We start from the raw sequence: 17,145 nt of genomic DNA, 5'->3' as shown, positions 1-17,145 counted from the left end.
TCTTAGTTAATGCTCGCGCATCGCGATGCCGTTCGCGCTTGCCGACGCGGGATCGCCTGACGATTCGGGCAGGCCAGGCCTTACTGTCACCGACTCGAGATACCGACGCAGCGCCTCGGTCGAGCGCTCGCCGAGTTCGCCAATCCGTTCCAGCCAGTCGGGTTCCGCGGGCCATGTGCCTTCGAGCGTGCGTGGATAAATTTGCCGCGTGTACTGGTGCAACGCCTTCGCGCCGATGTTGCCGCTCGCGCCGAGCAGCAGATGCAGCGCGCCATGCGTGGCGTCCAGATCGCGATCCGCGGCGTGCGCACGAAGCTGCGAAATCAGCGTGCGAATCTGCTCGATACCGCTTGAAAACGTCTCGTCGATGAGGCCGAGCGCGGCCAGTTCTCGCAGATGGTTCGTGTCGAGGAGATCGTTGTCGAGGATTGCGTTTTGCGCGTTGCCGGAGTCGAGCAGCGTCGGCAAGCGCCGCAGCTCGACCGCCGCGCCGGCACCGTTGCCACTTTTGCCACTGTTGCCGCCACCACCACGCTGTTGCGCAAACTGCCTCGTGAGACACGCGTACAGCGATCCGCCTTGCACCGGCTTGACCATGACCTCGTTCATCCCCACGCTCATGCACGCCTGCACCGAGCCGATATCCGACTGGCTCGTGAGCGCGATGATCGGCACGCTCGCGTGCGCGTCGGTGCGCGCGCGAATGGCTGCGGCCGTCTCGAGCCCTCCCATGCCCGGCATGTTCATGTCCACCACGATCGCATCGATGACGGGTTCTTCGTCGAGCCGCTCCAGCACCGCCTGTCCATGTTCGGCTTCGACGACGCTCGCGCCGAAGCGCTCCAGATACGCTTTGGCGACGAGCCGGCTGTAGGTGTCGTCGTCGGCGACGAGAATCGACTTGCCGGAGAAGTCGTCGAAGCGCTGGTTCAGATGGCGCCGGTTGCCGTTCTCGAACAGCGCCTGCAGCGACGTGAACAGTTCCATCACGCTGCACGACTTGCTGATCATGTCGTCCATGCCGGCACGGCGCGCCAGCACTCGCGCGATGTTGCCCGGCTCCGACGTGTACGCGGCAACCAGCACGTTCCAGTTCGGATGATCGCGGTCGGCGCGCAACTGTTCGGTGGTGGTGTAGCCGTCGAGCACCGGCATGTTGACGTCCATCAGCACGAGGTCGTAAGCCGTCGCTTCGCGCAGCATCGTCAATGCCGCATGGCCGTTGTCGGCCTCGCTCACCTGCATGCCGACCTTCGACAACGTGCGTCGCGTGCGGATGCGCTGAGCGGCGTCGTCGTCGACGAGAAGAACGTGCTTGCCGTCGAGCACCGTCGTTGCGCGCGCAACGACAGCGCGCTCGTGCGCGGCGACCTCGCTTTCGGTGACGGGCGGGAACTGCAGCGTGAATTGCGTGAACTTGCCGGGCTCCGACTTGCACGCGATGCTGCCGCCGAACGCACGCATCGCGCGCTGGCAGTACGCGAGCCCGAGGCCAGTGCCGGCCGAATTGCCGGCGGTGCGAAACGGCTCGAACAGATGCGGCAGGATTTCCGGCGCGACGCCGCTGCCGGTGTCGTGCACCGTGACCGTATGCCGGTCCACCGTCAGCGTGAGCGTGGCCGAAGCAAGCGGCGCAATGTGATGCAGCGCGTTCTTGATCAGATTGAAAAGCGTGAACAGGTAGACGGTTTCGTCGACCTTGAACATGAAATCCTCGAGCACGACGAGGCGAACCTTGCCGCGCTCCTTTTTATCCGCGAAGCCGTATTCGTCGAGCGCCTTGCGCGTGGTGGCCGCCGCGCTCAGGTAAGTGAGCGAGTCGGAGCGGATCTGTTTCGCGCTGACTTCGTCGAGCGTCATCGCAATCACGCGCAGGCCGCGCTCGATCGACAACTGCCCATGCGCGATATGCCGGTACAGCAGGCCCGCGCCTGCACCGGACAGAGCGGGCCCGCGGCCGGTTTCGGTGAGCGCGGGCAGCGTTTCTTCGACGCGATCCAGAACGTGCTTCAACTGGCTGAGCGGGTTGCGCATTTCATGCGCGATCGACCCGGCGAGCGCCTGCAGCGCGCGATTTTTCTCGACAAAGATGCGTCCCTTGCTGATCGCATGAGCGAAGGCCATGCTGCACAGCACGACGACCGGCAGCACCGCGAGATCCGATTGATTCGCCGTACTGAGCACGATAGGAGCGGGCGAACTGGCCACCGCGGCCCATGCGCCCGACAGCATGCCGATGCCGATGCAGCCCATCAGCAGGAAAGGGTTGTCGATGCACAGCGCCATGATGAAGATCATCATGACCTCCGTCATCATCCACATGGTGGAGAACGAATTCCGGATAGCCAGGAACGTGCAAACGAACGGCAGCACGTAGATCAGGCAGATGTGCCAGTAGATCAGCAGGTACTGGTTGAAGCGCTTCGGCCAGCGCGCCTGGAAGATCAACGGAATGCAGAGCAACGCGGCGCTCAGACGCAGCGCCAGGTTGTCGTACGGCTGCGGCAGGATGTAAGTCCAGACCAGGTAATAGATGGGGTGGCACACGAGGCCGAGTACGCCTCCCCATCGAATTGCAAACCGGCTTCGTTCAAGCACGTCCTGCATGCTTTCGCGCGGTATGATCATCTGGCCTCCAGAGACATTGACGACCCGGTCAAGTCATATTTGCAGTCACGCCCAGATCGAGGTTGATCGCCGAGCCGTCTTTGCCGTGAAAAGGTCCGACCGAGAATCCGTACTTTTTCAGCAGGCCATGAGTATAGGAGACGGACCACACAGGCGGACTGCCGATGATGAAGTCCGAAGCAATCCCTTCCTGCCAGGCGGCATAGCCCTCGGCGAAACAGGTATAGCAGTCGCGCGTGGTGGGCAGTCGGAACGGGAACCTCGAATCGAGACCGGCGGGGCCGCGCGCGAAGCATTCAATATATAGCGTATGTCCGCGCGACGCGAGTTCCGCTTCCACGCTTGCCGCGCGCGGATGCGAGTCGTCGATCCAGAAGCGCGCGCGCTTCAGATCGGCGGCGGTGAGATACGGCACGCTGGTGCTGCTCGCGAGGATCGCGCCGTCGAACTGCGGCAACGGCGTGTCGGGGCTGAAGGTGTGGACCGATACCTTCGTGCGCCCGAGCAGGTCGGCCGCCATCAGTTCGCGCGCCTGGTCCGCCAGCAGATTGACCTTGTCGGGCAGGTCGATCAGCACCAGTTCCGTCGGTGTTTCCTTGTACAGCAGATACTTCGCCACCGTGGTGCCGAGCCGTCCGGCCGCGCCGAAGAGCGCGAGCTTCGTCTTGCCGAACTCGAGATCGAGCTCGTTGCAGCAGTGAATCGCCCAGTCCTTCAGCATGGCCGCGGTCGCAGCATGGCCCGTGGTGATGTGGGGCGGCTTCGTCTGCCGCGGCAGCGCCCCATAGTTGCAGGCATAAGGCGTCGAGGCGCCCATTGCCACCATGTTCAAGCCAGCCTGCCTCGCCAGTTCCAGCGCGGGGAAGAATTGCGTTTCGCGAAACCGCTTGATGCCGCGCGGACTGCCGAGCCAAAGCTCGAGCGGCACCGGGCAGGCAATGTTCGCGCCGATCATCTGCGAGCCCGAATAGATCGGCGACGCGATAAAAGGCTTCGTGCGCCAAAGCTCTTCTTCGAATGACTCGCTTCGGGTTTTGACATTGTGAAAGGAGAAAGCAAGCGTATCCCAGTCTGTAGCGTGAAAGAGAAAGCCGACACCGCCCTGGCCCGCCGGCAGATTGTCGCGAATCTGCTCGGGGTGGATCGTGTGCTTGAGTGTCAGCGGCGCACCGGATAGATGCAGCCTCGAGGTGCCGTGCCCGTGTTGGCCGGTCGATCGATCGTTGTAAAGAGACGTTCCCATTTGTTTTTCCCTGGTTTCCTCTGGATGACCCGCGCTGCGTGTTAGCGCGGCTTCGCCAGCCGCCATTGGCCGGCGATCCATCAACTCTAGAGAAATCCAATAGTTTTTGTCCGTGTGTTCGTGCGCATCGCCCGCCGTTGGGGGGATTGGGCGGATTGGACCGCGCCGGCTTGGCGGGATTTGCGGCTCGGGCGGGCGGTCGGCTGGCGGCCGGCTTGCTGCGAATCGCGCGCGGCTGGGCATAGGCGATGCTGGTTTTGATCAGGCCGGGCCTGAGCCTGAGCCTTCGACGGCGCCGCCGCCAGGCAACCCGCCGTGCGGACGCGTCAGCGCCGCCTCGCCTTGAAACCGAACCGCCGCGCGAAGCCGGACTGCCACGCGCCGGCCGCGCCCATCCGTGGAGGAAACCCGTATGAACCGACCTGCCGCGTGCGGCTGCCGCCGCGCTTTCACGTCGTCGATACTCAAAAGCGTGCTGCTGCTGCCGTTCGCGAGCCTCTTCGTGCCCGAGGCGCGGGCGCAGCACAATCTCGGCGTGCCGCCGCCGGGGTCGCAAAAGAGCGCAAAGAGCAAGGCGCTCGACGCGGGCGCCGACGTGTTGCAGAACCGCAAGCCGATCGACGCGATGAGCGCCTACCTGAACGGCTTTCATTTTTACGCCGACGACATGGGCCGCCAGGTCGAGGCGCATCACTTCTGCACGCATGTGACCGAGGACTTTCACCAGTGCGTGATCTTCGATTCCAACGAGAGCAACGCGAAGCTGATCGGCATCGAGTACATCGTCAGCGAGCGCATTTTCAGGTCGCTGCCCGACGACGAAAAGAAGCTCTGGCACAGCCATCATTACGAGGTGAAGTCGGGCGAACTCGTCGCGCCGCGCATTCCCGAACTCGCCGAACATGCGCTGATGCAGGACCTCGTGACGACCTACGGCAAGACGTGGCACACATGGCAGATCGACCGCGACGCGAGCCTGCCGCTCGGCATCCCGCAACTGATGATGGGCTTCACACGCGACGGGCAGATCAATCCGCCCATGCTCGACGCCCGCGACACGCGGTTTCGCACGTCGACCGTCGAAGAGAGACGCAAGCGCGCCGACATCGCCGAGCCGCAAGTCGTGAAGGGCGCGAACGCGTGGGAGAGCGGCAAGACCGTGCAACTGACGTTGGCCGAAGTGGACGTGAGAAATCTGCGGCGCTGACACGCATCGGCACGCGAGGTTTGCCTAATACCCGCGCCTGCGAATCGCGAGCGCATTGGCACAGAAACGCTGCTGCGCGACGCTGCTGCCCAAGCAGAAAAACCGCAGCCGGAATGCGCTTTGCTGCTCATCATGCAGGACGCGCGACGCGTGAGCGCGTTGCGTCGTCGATTGAAAATTCGACTCGTCAGATGGAGGTCACCATGACGCACGAACAGTTTCAGTCCTGTATTTCAGCCTGCGATGCGTGCGCGCTCGCCTGCGGCCACTGCGCCGGCTCTTGCCTCGCGGAAGAGGGCGTGGCCGACATGACCCGATGCATCGAACTCGACATCGATTGCGCGGCGGCTTGCCACTTCGCATCGGCCGCGATGGCGCGCGGCAGCAGCGAGGCAGCCACGATCTGCCGCATGTGTGCCGACATTTGCGACGCCTGCGCAGCGGAATGCGAAAAGCACGAAGCGCAGCACTGCAAGGATTGTGCTGCGTCGTGCCGCGCGTGCGCGAAGGCGTGCCGCGCAATGGCATCGTGATGCGTGAAGGCCCATGATGGACGAATCGACAGTCAATGAAGAGGCGTTCGACGAAGCGCGGCAGCAGATGGTCGAAAGCCAGATCGCCGCGCGCGGCGTGCGCGATGCGCGCGTGCTCGACGCGATGCGCGAGGTGCCGCGGCATCTGTTCGTGCCGCCGGAGCTTGCCGAGTTTGCCTACAGCGACACGCCGTTGCCGCTGGACGATGGCCAGACCATCTCGCAGCCGGTGATCGTCGCGCGCATGCTGGAGGCGGCTCAGTTGTCGCCGGGCGATCGCGTGCTCGACGTCGGCACCGGTTCGGGTTATGCGGCGGCCGTCGCGTCGAGGATTGTGGCCCACGTGGACAGCATCGAACGGCATGCGTCGCTCGCCGACAGCGCGCGGCAAGCGCTGCACAAGCACGCTTTCCACAATGTCGCCGTGCATCACGCGGACGGCACGCGCGGCTGGCCCGCCGCGGCGCCGTTCGATGCGATCATCGCGGCGGCCGGCGGCCCGGATGTACCGCGGGCGTGGCGCGAGCAACTGGCGATCGGCGGCAGGCTCGTGATGCCCGTGGGGGCGTCGACGGAGACGCAGCGGCTTATCAAGGTCACGCGCCGCAGCGACACGGAGTTCGACGAAGAGGACATCTGCGGCGTGCATTTCGTGCCGCTGATCGGCGAGCAGGGCTGGCCGGAGGAAGACGGCGTTGCGGCGGCGGGTGCTGAGCAGTCGAGTGAAGCGGGTGGTGGGGTTTCGGTGGATGAGCCGCAGGGGCAACAGCGAGGGCCAACCCGAGCGCGAACGCAAAGACCAACGCAAAGACCAACGCCTAAGCAAGCGCGAACCCAGCGCCAACCCCATTCGCTCGCCGGCCTGATCGCAGCGAGCGCGCGTCCGCTGCCTGAGCCCGAAGACGAAACCTTCGCCGACGCGTTCGATCATCTGCGCACGAAGCGAGTCGTGCTGCTCGGCGAATGCAGTCACGGCACGTCGGAGTTTTACCGGGCGCGTGCGGCGATTACGCGGCGGCTCGTCGAGCGGCATGGCTTCACGATCGTCGCGGTGGAAGCGGACTGGCCCGATGCCGCAGTCATCGACAGTTACGCACGCGCGCGCGAGCCGCGCAACGGCGAGCCGCCGTTCCAGCGCTTTCCGGTATGGATGTGGCGCAACGAAGAGTTCGCGGCGTTCGTCCGCTGGTTGCGCGCGCATAACGAACAGCAGAGCGACGGACGGCGCTGTGGTTTTTATGGGCTCGACATGTATAGCCTGTCGGCGTCGATTGCCGCCGTGCTCGATTATCTCGATCGCACCGATCCCGAGGCGGCCAGGATCGCACGCGAGCGCTACGGCTGCCTCACGCCGTGGCAGAAGGACCCGCAAGTGTACGGACGCGCGGCGTTTTCAGCGGGCTTCAGGACTTGCGAGAATGCGGTGATCCAGCAGTTGCAGGACCTGTTGCGCAAACGGCTCGACGAGGCCAACGTCGACGGCGAGCACTGGTTCGATGCGACGCAGAATGCGCGGCTCGTGGCATCGGCGGAACGTTATTACCGGACCATGTACCGCAGCTCCGCCGCAAGCTGGAACCTGCGCGACACGCACATGTTCGAGACGCTCGAAAGCCTGCTCGACTCGCAAGGCCCCGACAGCCGCGCGGTGGTGTGGGCGCATAACTCGCACATCGGCAACGCGGCCGCGACCGAAATGGGCCGCGTGCGCAACGAGCTGAACGTGGGGCAGCTATGCCGCGAACGTTTCGGTGACGCCGCGGCATTGATCGGATTCGGCACGCATGCTGGCGACGTCGCCGCGGCATCCGACTGGGACGGTCCAATGGAAATCAAGGCGGTGCGGCCTTCACGCGAGGACAGTTACGAATATCAGTTTCATGCGTCCGGCGAGCCGCGCTGCGTCGTGGACCTGTCGAGCGACGCCGACGCGCTGCTGCGCGCGCGCTTGAGCGAGGCTCGGCTCGAACGCTTTATCGGCGTGATTTACCGGCCCGAGACCGAACTGCATAGCCACTATGCGGAAGCCGTGTTGCCCGAGCAATTCGATGCCTATGTCTGGTTCGACACGACGCGCGCCGTCGAGCCGCTGGCCACGCGCGCGACCGAACGCGCGCCGGACCTGTATCCGTTTGGCGTATGAAGGGTGGAGCCGAAATAAATTTATCGTGCGATGGAATAGCTGCCCACACGCGCTGTTAACGCCCATGACAGTGCCGATTTTTTGCAGCTATCCACCACGAGGCCGCCTTGAATTACGCCAGGATTCGTCATGCCACGATTCAGCCCGCATGGGTTCGGATCTCACACTGGGTCAACGCGCTCGCCGTCACGCTGATGGTGATGAGCGGTTGGCAAATCTATAACGCTTCGCCGATCTTCGCGGGCTTGCGGTTTCCTGCCGCGATCACGCTGGGTGGCTGGCTCGGCGGCGCGCTGCAATGGCATTTCGCGATCATGTGGATGCTGGTCGCGAATTTCGCCGTGTACGTCGCGCTCAATGTTGCCTCGGGCCGTTTGCAGCGCAAGCTGTTGCCGCTCAGCATGCGCTCGCTGATGAGCGATCTCGCCGCCGCGCTGCGCGGCAAGCTCGGGCACGACGACCTCGCGCATTACAACGCGGTGCAGAAGTTCGCGTACCTCGTGGTGATCGTCGATATTGTGCTTGTCATCCTGTCGGGGCTCGCGATCTGGAAGTCCGTGCAGTTCCCGCTGCTGCGCACGCTGATGGGCGGATACGACAACGCGCGAGTCGTGCATTTCGTCGGGATGAGCGTACTGGTGGCGTTCTTCGTCGTGCATGTGGCGATGGTGGCGCTCGTGCCGCGCTCGCTTCTCGTAATGATTCGGGGGCGCTGATCATGACGCTTCGAAACAAGTCAGGAAGGCTAAGCGAGTTTGCTTCGTCGCATGCCGAGACCATCATCAAGGATGCGCGCAACGAGCTCAAGAATCCCGCACGCCGCCTGCTCGGCAAGCGCATTCTCACGCTCGGCGGAATCGCGATGCTGTCGGGCTGCGATCTGACGAACGACAAGTCCGTGAACAGCATGTTGCGCAAGATGTCGTCCTTCAACGACGACGTGCAGGCGCTGCTCTTCAGTCCGACTACGCTCGCGCCGACCTATCCGGAGTCGATGATCACGCGGCCGTTTCCGTTCAACGCGTTCTACGATATCGACGACGTGCCCGAGGTCGACGCGGCGAGCTATCGGCTGCAAGTGAGCGGCCTTGCCAACGGCAAGCGCGTGTGGACACTCGACGAACTGCGCGCGTTGCCGCAGGAAAGTCAGATCACGCGCCATATCTGCATTGAAGGCTGGAGTGCGATTGGCCGCTGGGACGGCGTGCGCTTTGCCTCGTTCCTCAAGCAAGCGGGCGCCGATCTGACCGCGAAATACGTGTCGTTTCATTGCGCGGACAACTACTGGACCAGCATCGACATGCCGACGGCGCTGCATCCGCAGACGCAGCTCACGCTCGGTTACGACGGCGAGACGCTGCCGCCGAAATATGGTTTCCCGATGAAGCTGCGCATGCCGACCAAGCTCGGCTACAAGAATCCGAAGCATATCGTCGCGATCAGCGTGACGAACGACTATCCCGGCGGCTACTGGGAGAACCAGGGCTATAACTGGTTCGGCGGTTCGTGATTTGCAGCGGGCCGTTCAGGGTGTTGCAGTTTCGGTTTGCAGTACTCGCTTATACATTGTCGTTTTGCAGTGCTCGCTTGTGCAGTCCCCGCTTTGCAGTTCTTTTTGATCGTTTTCGATCGTTTCTCACGGAGCATTCATTCATGTCTATTCGCCTGAAAATCGGCATCACGCTCGCGACGCTCGTCTTTGCCGGCGCCGCGCTCGCACAGACGCCTGCCGCCAAACCGTCGCGCATTCGCGGCGATATCGTTTCGCTCGACGGCGACGTGCTGAAGGTGCATCGCCGCAGCGGCGACACGGTATCGATTGAACTGAAGCCGGCTGTCGCCGTATCGGCGGTCAAGTCGATGCAGCTTTCGGACATCAAGCCGGGCTCGTTCGTCGGCACGGCCGCGACGACCGGCACCGACGGCAAGCTCACCGCAACCGAAGTCGTCGTCTTCCCCGAAGCCGCGCGCGGCACGGGCGAGGGTCACTATGGCTGGGACCTCGGCCCCAACAGCACGATGACGAATGCGAACGTCGACACGGTGGTCCAGGGCACGAGCGGCCGCAACCTGAAGCTCTCGTACAAGGGCGGCAGCAACGAGGTGACGGTGCCGCCGAACGTGCCTGTCGTGACCTTCACGCCGGCTGCCCGTTCGGATCTGACGCCGGGCAAGAAGGTGTTCGTCGTGGCAACCGCCGCATCGCAGGGCGGCGCGTATGTCGCTCAGCGCGTGGTCGTCGAAAAGGATGGCGTCGCGCCGCCGATGTAAGGTGCGCAGGAAGTGCGGCAAGCGCGGCGCGGCGAGGGCTTGAGCATCAAAGCCCGAGACAAACCGCGCCGGCCGCGACCACCACGCAGGCAAGCCAGCGCTTGCCGTTGACCGTTTCGCCGAGGAACACGCGTCCGATCAGCACGGCGAACACCACGCTGGTCTCGCGCAACGCCGAGACGGTGCCCATCGCGCCCGACTGCATCGCCCAGATCACGATGCCGTACGCCGCCACCGACACAAGCCCGCCCACGAGCGACGAGCCGACCGCCGCCGGCGCCGAGCGTATCGGCATCCACAGCGCGGGCAGCCCGCGCCTCGCGATGAACAGCAGCGGCATCAGCCAGTAGAACAGGAACATCCACGCGGTGTAGGCAAGCGCCTCGCCGCCGGACAGCCGCACGCCGATACCGTCGATCACCGTGTACAGCGCGATGGTCGCGCCGGTCGTCAACGCGGCCAGCACGCCCGCGCGCGACACGCGCCCCGCTTGCAGTGCAATGGCGATGATGCCGCCGGAGATCATCGCGATCCCGAGCGCGTGCAGCGGGCCGATCGCCTCGTGAGCGAACAGCGCCGCGCCGAGCGTGACGAGAAGCGGCGACGAGCCGCGCGCGACCGGATACGCCTGCGCCAGATCGCCGCGTCGGTACGCGTGCACGAGGCTCGCGTTGTAGCCGATATGCACGAGCCCCGATGCGACCACATACGGCCACGCCGCGGCGGCCGGCAGCGGCGCGAACAGAACGATGACCGTGCTGACCGCCGCGATGGCGATGCTCATCCACGTCATCGACAGGAAACGGTCGCGATTGCCGTGCAGCAACGCGTTCCAGCTTGCATGAAGCAGGGCCGCGACGAGGACGAGACCGCCGGTATAGCTGAGCATGCGCGGGTCAGGCCAGGAGTGCGGGAAGCGGACTTGGGGGTGCGAAAGCGGGGACAACGGCTTGAGCGATGTTCATGGTTTTCTGTTGCAGCGTGGTTGGCGTAAGGCGGATCAGGTGCCGACGCGCGAGCGCGCGTGAAGCCGCGCGAAGCGTTCGATCTTAAACGGAATTCACAAGGATTGCGCGCGCGTGTTGCAAGGGCCTGCACGGCGGATGAGCGTCGGTGCGCGGCAAGCGCTCGACGTTTCGCCGGTGTCGCTTGAGGAGCAGAGCCGCGAGTTGAACGATGCGGTGGCCGTGTTTCGTTTGAAGGGAGACGCGGTGGTGCGGTGAGGCGAAGCGGCCTTCTTTGCTGTTATCGATGGGTGCGTGGTTCGCCTCGCCTGGCCGCGTTGCGTTGCGTTGCGTTGGGAAACGTGGGCTAGTTTTTTCGCTCGTGTGGGTTTGGTGTGTTTTGTGTGTCTCGCTTGTCGTGTTTGTCGTCGTCATGGTCGCCGTGGCGCTTGTCGTCGTCGCTCCGCTTTTCGTCGCTCATGTCGCGATTGTCGACGAACGGGGAATCGGTATCGCTGCCGCCTTTGCGCAGCGCGACGCGCGCGTCCTTCGCAAGATTTTCGTACTGTTTGCGAAAGCGCGTGAGGTCCTTTTCCTCGAGTTCCTCCAGGTCGAGCAGCGCGTTATGCGCGCCTTCGATCGCGCGGATCAGTTCGTCGAGCTTGATCTGCATCGCGGCCGTATCGCGGTTCTGCGTGTTCTGAATCAGGAAGACCATCAGGAACGTGACGATCGTCGTGGATGTGTTGATCACGAGCTGCCACGTGTCGCTGTAGTGAAAGAACGGCCCCGTAACGGCCCACACGATCACGAGCGAGACGGCGATGACGAAGGTGCCCGGACGGCCGGTCATCGTCGAAAGATAGCTCGCGAAGTTCGAAAACCATCTGCTGCTCATGGCGATCTCCCTGAGGTCTGGTCTGGTTCATAGGATGATCGCATAGAGAGGTGGATGGATCGGATGTTGAGTGGCGATTCGGCGCGGTGGGGATCTGTATGGTGTTGTGTGCCGATGCTATGCTTTTTGTTTGCTGCGGGCTGGGCGCGCAGAGCAGAGGTTATGGCGCGGAGCTTTCCGTGCGTGGGTTGCCGCGTACTGAGACTGCGGTGCTGCGCTCTGTGCTGCTGCTCCCCCAGCCGGCGATGAAGCGAAGCACACGCATCGCATAAATGAGGAGGATCGGCGATCATGAACGAAGAGCGAGAGCTGGCACCCGACAGCACCGCGGCCCGCGTCGCCCTGTGGCGTGCGTTGCATACCGAGGCAGACGCCGCGCCGCATGTTTTCGACGATTCCATTGGGCTGGAGCTGCTGGCCCCTGGCGACGGCTGGCGTCAGCGCGGCGACATGGACCCGCAATTCACGCGTCCGTTTCGCGCGTCGATCGTGGCTCGCGCTCGCTTCATCGAAGATCTCGTGGCCGAGCAGGCCGCGCACGGAATCGATCAGTATGTGATACTTGGCGCGGGCCTCGACAGTTTTGCGCAGCGCAGGCCCGAGCTTGCTTCACGCCTCACCGTGTTCGAGATCGATCAGCCTGTGCCGCAGGCGTGGAAACGTCGGCGGCTGATTGAGCTCGGCTTCGGCATTCCACAGTGGCTGCGTTTCGTGCCGGTCGATTTCGAGGCCGGCGAAGCGTGGCGCGAGCGGCTGATGGCCGAGGGCTTCGACAGCAGCAAGCCGGCGATCGTGGTCTCGACGGGCGTGAGCATGTATCTGACACGCGATGCAAACGCGGCCACGCTGCGCGAAGTCGCGGCCTTCCCGCGCGGATCGACGCTCGCCATGACTTTCCTGTTGCCGCTGCAGATGGCAGACCCCGAGGTACGCCCCGGACTGGAAATGGCGGAGAAGGGCGCGCGCGCAAGCGGCACGCCCTTTCTCAGCTTCTTCACGCCGGCGGATATGCTGGCTCTTGCGTACGAAGCCGGGTTCACGCAGGCCCAGCACGTTTCGGCGGCAGATCTCACGCAGCGCTACTTCGCGGACAGGACCGACGGTTTGCGTCCGCCGAGTAATGCTGAAGAGCTATTGGTTGCGAGTACGTAAGGCTGTTCTTGGCGGACGCCGGGAAGCGGCGTTCCGCGCTTAGTGTCGCGAGTACCTGGCCTGTTCTTGACGGATGCAGCGACGCAGCAGCGTTCCGCGCTTCATGCAAGCAGCCGGAACGCGAGCCCTGCCGCGCCGCACGTCAGCACCACCGGTATCACGCCGGCCTTCAGCCGAAACAGGGCAAGCGCCGCCGCGAACCCGATGACGAGCGACGGCCAGTCGAAACTTCCGTGCAGGCCGTGCGGCCACAAAACGTGCAACGCAAAGAAGACCGCGAGATTCACGATGACGCCGACCACCGCTGCGGTGATCGCCGTCAGCGGCGCGGTGAATTTCAGGTTGCCGTGCGTGGTCTCGATGAACGGGCCGCCAAGCAGAATGAACATGAACGAAGGCAGGAAGGTGAAGAACGTCACGACCGTCGACGCGACGACCGCCGACAGCAGCAGCGCGTGCGGACCGAATATCGCTTTCGTCCATCCACCGACAAAGCCGACGAACGCGACGACCATAATCAGCGGGCCGGGCGTCGTCTCGCCGAGTGCGAGGCCGTCGATCATCTGAAGTCCCGTGAGCCAATGCTGATGCTCGACCGCGCCCTGATAGACGTACGGCAAAACAGCGTAGGCGCCGCCGAACGTAAGCAGCGCGGCCTTCGTGAAAAACCAGGCCATTTGCGTGAGCGCGCCGCTCCATCCGTAGAGCGCTGCCAGCGTACCGATCGCCGCGAGCCAAAGGGCGACGAAGCTCGCCAGCACAATAAAAAAGCGCTTCCAGGTGAAGAGCGCATGGCGAGGCGTCGGCGTGTCGTCGTCGATCACCGCCGGACCATGAAGCTGTGCGGCGGCGGCGTGTTTCCCGCCCATCGCGAAGCGGGCCGGCGCATATTTGCCACCGAAGTACCCGATGATGCCGGCGACGAGAACAATCAGCGGGAAGGGCACATTGCCGACGAAAATCGCGAGAAACGCGGCGGCGGCGATCGTCCATAGCCACGCGTTCTTGAGCGCTCGCGAGCCGATGCGATACGCGGCGAACACGACAATCGCCGTCACGGCCGGCTTGATGCCATAAAGCACGCCGGCCACGGCCGGGACGCTGCCGAACACGAGATAGACCCACGAAAGGCCCATCAGAATGAAGAGCGACGGCAGCACGAACAGTCCGCCCGCGATCACGCCGCCCCACGTGCGATGCATGAGCCAGCCGATGTACGTGGCCAGTTGCTGCGCCTCCGGGCCCGGCAGCACCATGCAGAAATTCAGCGCATGCAGGAAGCGCTTTTCCGAGATCCAGCGCTTTCGTTCGACGAGTTCCTCATGCATGAGCGCAATCTGGCCCGCCGGACCGCCGAAGCTCATGAAGCCGAGCCGCAGCCAGTACAAGAACGCCGTAGAAAAAGGGACCTGCGCGACGTCGTCTTTCATTGAGGTGGACCTGTTGTTTTCTCTGCCAGAACTTCTTCTGGTTTTTTTCCAATTTCACGTTGCCGCCGATACTGTATGAATGTACAGTATTCTACGTAGACGGTTTGGTACGGCAAGCTTTTTTTGGGGGGGCAGCAGTGTGGCTTTCGCGCTCGCAGCACCCCCGAGTCAGTTAATGGCCAGTTAATGTGAAGGAGGATCCGTGTAGATGCCGGCTTTCACCACGCAGGAGCAAGATGCCTGAACAACTGTGGTTGCCCGGGCTCGAGGCGCCGCCAACACCGACAGACGGTCTGTTCTTCGCTGTGTTTCCGGACACTAGCACGGCGGCCAGCATTTCAAAGCTCGCGCAGGAGCTTTGCGGGGAGGCGCGCGCCCGCGGCAAGCCGCTCGCCGCCAATCGGTTGCACGTCACGCTGCGTCATCTCGGCACTTTTGCAGGTGGGCTGCCGCAGGCCCAGGTGGCGGCGGCCATGCAGGCGGCCGCGTCGGTCCGGGTGGCGCCGTTTACCGTCGAATTCGATACGGTCGAGAGCTTCGCTTCGAAGCCACGGCCGGGGCCATTGGTGCTGACGGGAACTGAGGGCGTCGTCGGCCTGCATGCGCTTCATGATGCATTGCGCAGCGCGTTGGAGAGCTGCGGCCTCGACAGTCATCGGGGCTCGGGGGCCGTGGCTTTTACGCCGCATGTGACGTTGGCTTACGGTTTGCCGTGGGCTGCGCCGCGCCCGGTCGAGCCGGTCTGCTGGAATGTGCGCGGTTTTGCGTTGATACATAGCTTGTTGGGGCGTACCCGGCATATCGCGCTTGCGCGGTGGCCGCTCGAAGCTGCCGAGTCATAGGGGAGGGAAGTCCGCATCGTGGGCTCTCGGGCTTGCTGTGGATCGTACGAGGGCCCGGCGGTACTGCGGAACTGGGCTCGAATTGATTGCACGCTCGGCGCGCTCACATGGCCGGCTTGCGTCCACAAACGCCGCATACACAGCATCCACGAAATGTCCGCGCAAGATGCGAAGGGGCGGCGGCGCCTGTCGCCCCGGCGGAGGCAACCGTCGCGCGCCCTGATAGAATGCCTTGGGCCGCAACGTAGTGGATTGCAGATGAGATTGCTTGATGCGTTAGTCGAACAGCGTATTGCCGCCGCCGCCGCGCGCGGCGAGTTCGACGATTTGCCGGGCGCGGGCGCGCCGCTTTGCCTCGACGACGATGCACTCGTCCCGGAAGAGGTGCGCGTCGCTAACCGGATTCTGAAAAATGCGGGTTTCGTGCCGCCTGCCGTCGAGCAGTTGCGCGCGTTGCGTGACTTGCAGGCCGAGCTGAATGCCGTGAGCGACAAGGCTACGCGCTGTCGCCTCCAGGCGCGCATGCTGGCGCTCGATATGGCGCTGGAATCGCTGCGCGGGAGCGCTATGGCGTTGCCGCGCGAATATTGCCGTCGGATCGCCGAACGGCTGTCCGAGCGTGCTTCCAATGACGAAACGTCTCGATTGGAAAGCGCGGCGTCGGTTGTGTCCGGCGCGGAGAACGTCGCTGCGAGGTCGCGGTGAGCGAGCCCGTCGTCCATCGGGGCGCGGCGCATGCCGAGCCGGATCGGATCGAGGGCAGCAAGGCGTCGGATGGATCGCCTGCTGTTGTCGAGGGCGTTGACACGGCGAGCGGTGCTTGCGCGGGGGGCACGCCGCGCGTCGACGCCACTGGCGTGTCCGCGCCAGGGCGGCCGCTGGTCGCGCAGTCGGCCGTGGCTGAGCCTTCGCCCGCAACTACAACTGCAACGGCCTCTGCTGAAACCGCTGCGTCTGGTGCTCCTGCTGCAACTGCCGCGATCCCCGCAGCCGCGGCGACTGCCGAAACTGCTGCACCTGCCGAAACCGCTGCCTCTGCTGAAACCGCTGCCTCTGCCACAACTCCGGCAACTCCGGCAACTGCCACAACTCCGGCAACTGCCGCAACTGCCGCAACTGCCGCAACTGCCGCAACCGCCGCAACCGCCGCAACCGCCGCAACCGCCGCAAGCGATCCGGCTGCACCGCCCACCGGCATCCCCACCCCCATCTCCGACCGCGACCGCCGCTTCATGGCGCTCGCCCAGGCCGCCGCCGAAGAGGCGCGCGCGGCCGGCGAAGTGCCCGTCGGCGCAGTGCTGGTGCGCGGCGACGAAGTAATCGCGACGGGCTTCAACCATCCGATCGGCGCGCACGATCCGTCGGCGCATGCGGAGATGGTCGCGTTGCGTGCCGCGGCGCAAGTTGCGCAGAACTATCGCTTGCCGGGCTGCGAACTGTATGTGACGCTCGAGCCATGTTTGATGTGCGCCGGCGCGATCATGCATGCGCGCATCGCCCGGGTTGTGTTCGGCGCACGCGATCCGAAAACGGGCGCGTGCGGGAGCGTCGTCGATGCGTTCGCGAACCCGCAGTTGAATCACCACACCGAGGTAACGGGCGGCGTGCTCGAAAGCGAATGCGGCGCCGCACTGAAGTCGTTCTTCGCAGAACGGCGGCGTGCTAGCCGCGAAGCGCGGGCAGCGGCGCGCGCCGGCATCGGTGCGCAAAGCGAGCCAGACGAGCCGCTCTGAACAGCAACCGCGCGCACAACTCCAACCAACAACCTCGATCAGCAATCGCAACCAACAACCTCGATCAGCAACCGCAGCCAACAACCGCAGCCAACAACAACCGCAGCCAACAACCGCAGCC

The 17,145-nt window shown here is 64.2% G+C and carries 16 protein-coding genes; 11 read left to right on the top strand and 5 right to left on the bottom strand.

Going from position 1 to position 17,145, the window contains the following annotated elements; genetic code table 11:
* Positions 1-6: 6 nt before the first annotated feature.
* On the bottom strand, positions 7-2,628 hold the full coding sequence (locus P0D87_RS06065; RefSeq protein WP_053858204.1) for an ATP-binding response regulator: 2,622 nt from the start codon (positions 2,626-2,628) through the stop codon (positions 7-9).
* 28 nt (positions 2,629-2,656) lie between these two features.
* Entirely contained in the window at positions 2,657-3,871 is a 1,215-nt protein-coding gene (locus P0D87_RS06060; protein WP_029971643.1) for a hypothetical protein, read from the bottom strand.
* Between the two features lie 412 nt (positions 3,872-4,283).
* Here P0D87_RS06060 and P0D87_RS06055 point away from each other — a divergent pair, with 412 nt between their 5' ends.
* The 6 genes from P0D87_RS06055 to P0D87_RS06030 all read left to right on the top strand — a co-directional run bounded on the left by P0D87_RS06055 (position 4,284) and on the right by P0D87_RS06030 (position 10,025).
* On the top strand, positions 4,284-5,078 hold the full coding sequence (locus tag P0D87_RS06055) for an OBAP family protein (RefSeq protein ID WP_053858203.1): 795 nt from the start codon (positions 4,284-4,286) through the stop codon (positions 5,076-5,078).
* 203 nt (positions 5,079-5,281) lie between these two features.
* Complete coding sequence (locus P0D87_RS06050; RefSeq protein WP_082367054.1) at positions 5,282-5,611, top strand: four-helix bundle copper-binding protein; 330 nt, start codon at positions 5,282-5,284, stop codon at positions 5,609-5,611.
* Positions 5,612-5,627: 16 nt separating this feature from the next.
* Complete coding sequence (locus P0D87_RS06045; RefSeq protein WP_053858201.1) at positions 5,628-7,754, top strand: protein-L-isoaspartate(D-aspartate) O-methyltransferase; 2,127 nt, start codon at positions 5,628-5,630, stop codon at positions 7,752-7,754.
* Positions 7,755-7,861: 107 nt separating this feature from the next.
* Complete coding sequence (locus P0D87_RS06040; RefSeq protein ID WP_053858200.1) at positions 7,862-8,470, top strand: cytochrome b/b6 domain-containing protein; 609 nt, start codon at positions 7,862-7,864, stop codon at positions 8,468-8,470.
* Positions 8,471-8,472: 2 nt separating this feature from the next.
* Positions 8,473-9,264: a molybdopterin-dependent oxidoreductase gene (locus P0D87_RS06035; protein ID WP_053858199.1), complete on the top strand. Its 792-nt coding sequence runs from the start codon at positions 8,473-8,475 to the stop codon at positions 9,262-9,264.
* A 143-nt stretch (positions 9,265-9,407) separates the two neighbouring features.
* Positions 9,408-10,025 carry a hypothetical protein gene (locus tag P0D87_RS06030; protein ID WP_053858198.1) on the top strand — a complete coding sequence of 206 codons (618 nt, stop codon included), beginning with the start codon at positions 9,408-9,410 and terminating at the stop codon, positions 10,023-10,025.
* 46 nt (positions 10,026-10,071) lie between these two features.
* On the opposite strand, the gene P0D87_RS06025 is transcribed toward P0D87_RS06030, so the two are convergent.
* The gene (locus P0D87_RS06025; RefSeq protein WP_053858197.1) at positions 10,072-10,914 is read right to left on the bottom strand and encodes an EamA family transporter; all 843 of its coding nucleotides are present in this window, start codon (positions 10,912-10,914) and stop codon (positions 10,072-10,074) included.
* Between the two features lie 190 nt (positions 10,915-11,104).
* On the opposite strand from P0D87_RS06025, the gene P0D87_RS06020 reads away from it, so the two are divergent.
* Entirely contained in the window at positions 11,105-11,248 is a 144-nt protein-coding gene (locus P0D87_RS06020; RefSeq protein WP_171799850.1) for a hypothetical protein, read from the top strand.
* Between the two features lie 88 nt (positions 11,249-11,336).
* On the opposite strand, the gene P0D87_RS06015 is transcribed toward P0D87_RS06020, so the two are convergent.
* On the bottom strand, positions 11,337-11,867 hold the full coding sequence (locus P0D87_RS06015) for a low affinity iron permease family protein (RefSeq protein ID WP_006051786.1): 531 nt from the start codon (positions 11,865-11,867) through the stop codon (positions 11,337-11,339).
* 291 nt (positions 11,868-12,158) lie between these two features.
* Between P0D87_RS06015 and P0D87_RS06010 the strand changes: the two genes are divergently transcribed.
* The gene (locus P0D87_RS06010) at positions 12,159-13,019 is read left to right on the top strand and encodes a class I SAM-dependent methyltransferase (RefSeq protein WP_053858196.1); all 861 of its coding nucleotides are present in this window, start codon (positions 12,159-12,161) and stop codon (positions 13,017-13,019) included.
* Positions 13,020-13,120: 101 nt separating this feature from the next.
* On the opposite strand, the gene chrA is transcribed toward P0D87_RS06010, so the two are convergent.
* Positions 13,121-14,449 (bottom strand): chromate efflux transporter, encoded by a 1,329-nt coding sequence (gene chrA, locus P0D87_RS06005; RefSeq protein ID WP_053858195.1) that lies wholly within the window; start codon positions 14,447-14,449, stop codon positions 13,121-13,123.
* Positions 14,450-14,685: 236 nt separating this feature from the next.
* On the opposite strand from chrA, the gene P0D87_RS06000 reads away from it, so the two are divergent.
* From P0D87_RS06000 to tadA, 3 genes are all read left to right on the top strand, one after another.
* Entirely contained in the window at positions 14,686-15,291 is a 606-nt protein-coding gene (locus P0D87_RS06000) for a 2'-5' RNA ligase family protein (protein ID WP_053858194.1), read from the top strand.
* 258 nt (positions 15,292-15,549) lie between these two features.
* On the top strand, positions 15,550-15,996 hold the full coding sequence (locus P0D87_RS05995) for a DnaJ family domain-containing protein (protein WP_006051782.1): 447 nt from the start codon (positions 15,550-15,552) through the stop codon (positions 15,994-15,996).
* A gap of 491 nt (positions 15,997-16,487) precedes the next feature.
* Positions 16,488-17,024 (top strand): tRNA adenosine(34) deaminase TadA, encoded by a 537-nt coding sequence (tadA, locus tag P0D87_RS05990; RefSeq protein ID WP_321175807.1) that lies wholly within the window; start codon positions 16,488-16,490, stop codon positions 17,022-17,024.
* Positions 17,025-17,145: the final 121 nt, after the last annotated feature.

Source organism: Paraburkholderia sp. RL17-368-BIF-A (assembly GCF_046054045.1).
Taxonomy (GTDB): Bacteria; Pseudomonadota; Gammaproteobacteria; order Burkholderiales; family Burkholderiaceae; genus Paraburkholderia; species Paraburkholderia graminis.
Note: the sequence above shows the minus strand (reverse complement) of the source record. Positions and strands in the feature narration are given on the sequence as shown.

Excerpts from the sequence above, each read along its gene's own strand:
- P0D87_RS06065 (WP_053858204.1), bottom strand. The coding sequence starts at position 2,628 with ATGATCATACCGCGCGAAAGCATGCAGGACGTGCTTGAACGAAGCCGG.
- P0D87_RS06060 (WP_029971643.1), bottom strand. The coding sequence starts at position 3,871 with ATGGGAACGTCTCTTTACAACGATCGATCGACCGGCCAACACGGGCAC.
- P0D87_RS06055 (WP_053858203.1), top strand. The coding sequence starts at position 4,284 with ATGAACCGACCTGCCGCGTGCGGCTGCCGCCGCGCTTTCACGTCGTCG.
- P0D87_RS06050 (WP_082367054.1), top strand. The coding sequence starts at position 5,282 with ATGACGCACGAACAGTTTCAGTCCTGTATTTCAGCCTGCGATGCGTGC.
- P0D87_RS06045 (WP_053858201.1), top strand. The coding sequence starts at position 5,628 with ATGGACGAATCGACAGTCAATGAAGAGGCGTTCGACGAAGCGCGGCAG.
- P0D87_RS06035 (WP_053858199.1), top strand. The coding sequence starts at position 8,473 with ATGACGCTTCGAAACAAGTCAGGAAGGCTAAGCGAGTTTGCTTCGTCG.
- P0D87_RS06030 (WP_053858198.1), top strand. The coding sequence starts at position 9,408 with ATGTCTATTCGCCTGAAAATCGGCATCACGCTCGCGACGCTCGTCTTT.
- P0D87_RS06025 (WP_053858197.1), bottom strand. The coding sequence starts at position 10,914 with ATGCTCAGCTATACCGGCGGTCTCGTCCTCGTCGCGGCCCTGCTTCAT.
- P0D87_RS06015 (WP_006051786.1), bottom strand. The coding sequence starts at position 11,867 with ATGAGCAGCAGATGGTTTTCGAACTTCGCGAGCTATCTTTCGACGATG.
- P0D87_RS06010 (WP_053858196.1), top strand. The coding sequence starts at position 12,159 with ATGAACGAAGAGCGAGAGCTGGCACCCGACAGCACCGCGGCCCGCGTC.
- chrA (WP_053858195.1), bottom strand. The coding sequence starts at position 14,449 with ATGAAAGACGACGTCGCGCAGGTCCCTTTTTCTACGGCGTTCTTGTAC.
- P0D87_RS06000 (WP_053858194.1), top strand. The coding sequence starts at position 14,686 with ATGCCTGAACAACTGTGGTTGCCCGGGCTCGAGGCGCCGCCAACACCG.
- P0D87_RS05995 (WP_006051782.1), top strand. The coding sequence starts at position 15,550 with ATGAGATTGCTTGATGCGTTAGTCGAACAGCGTATTGCCGCCGCCGCC.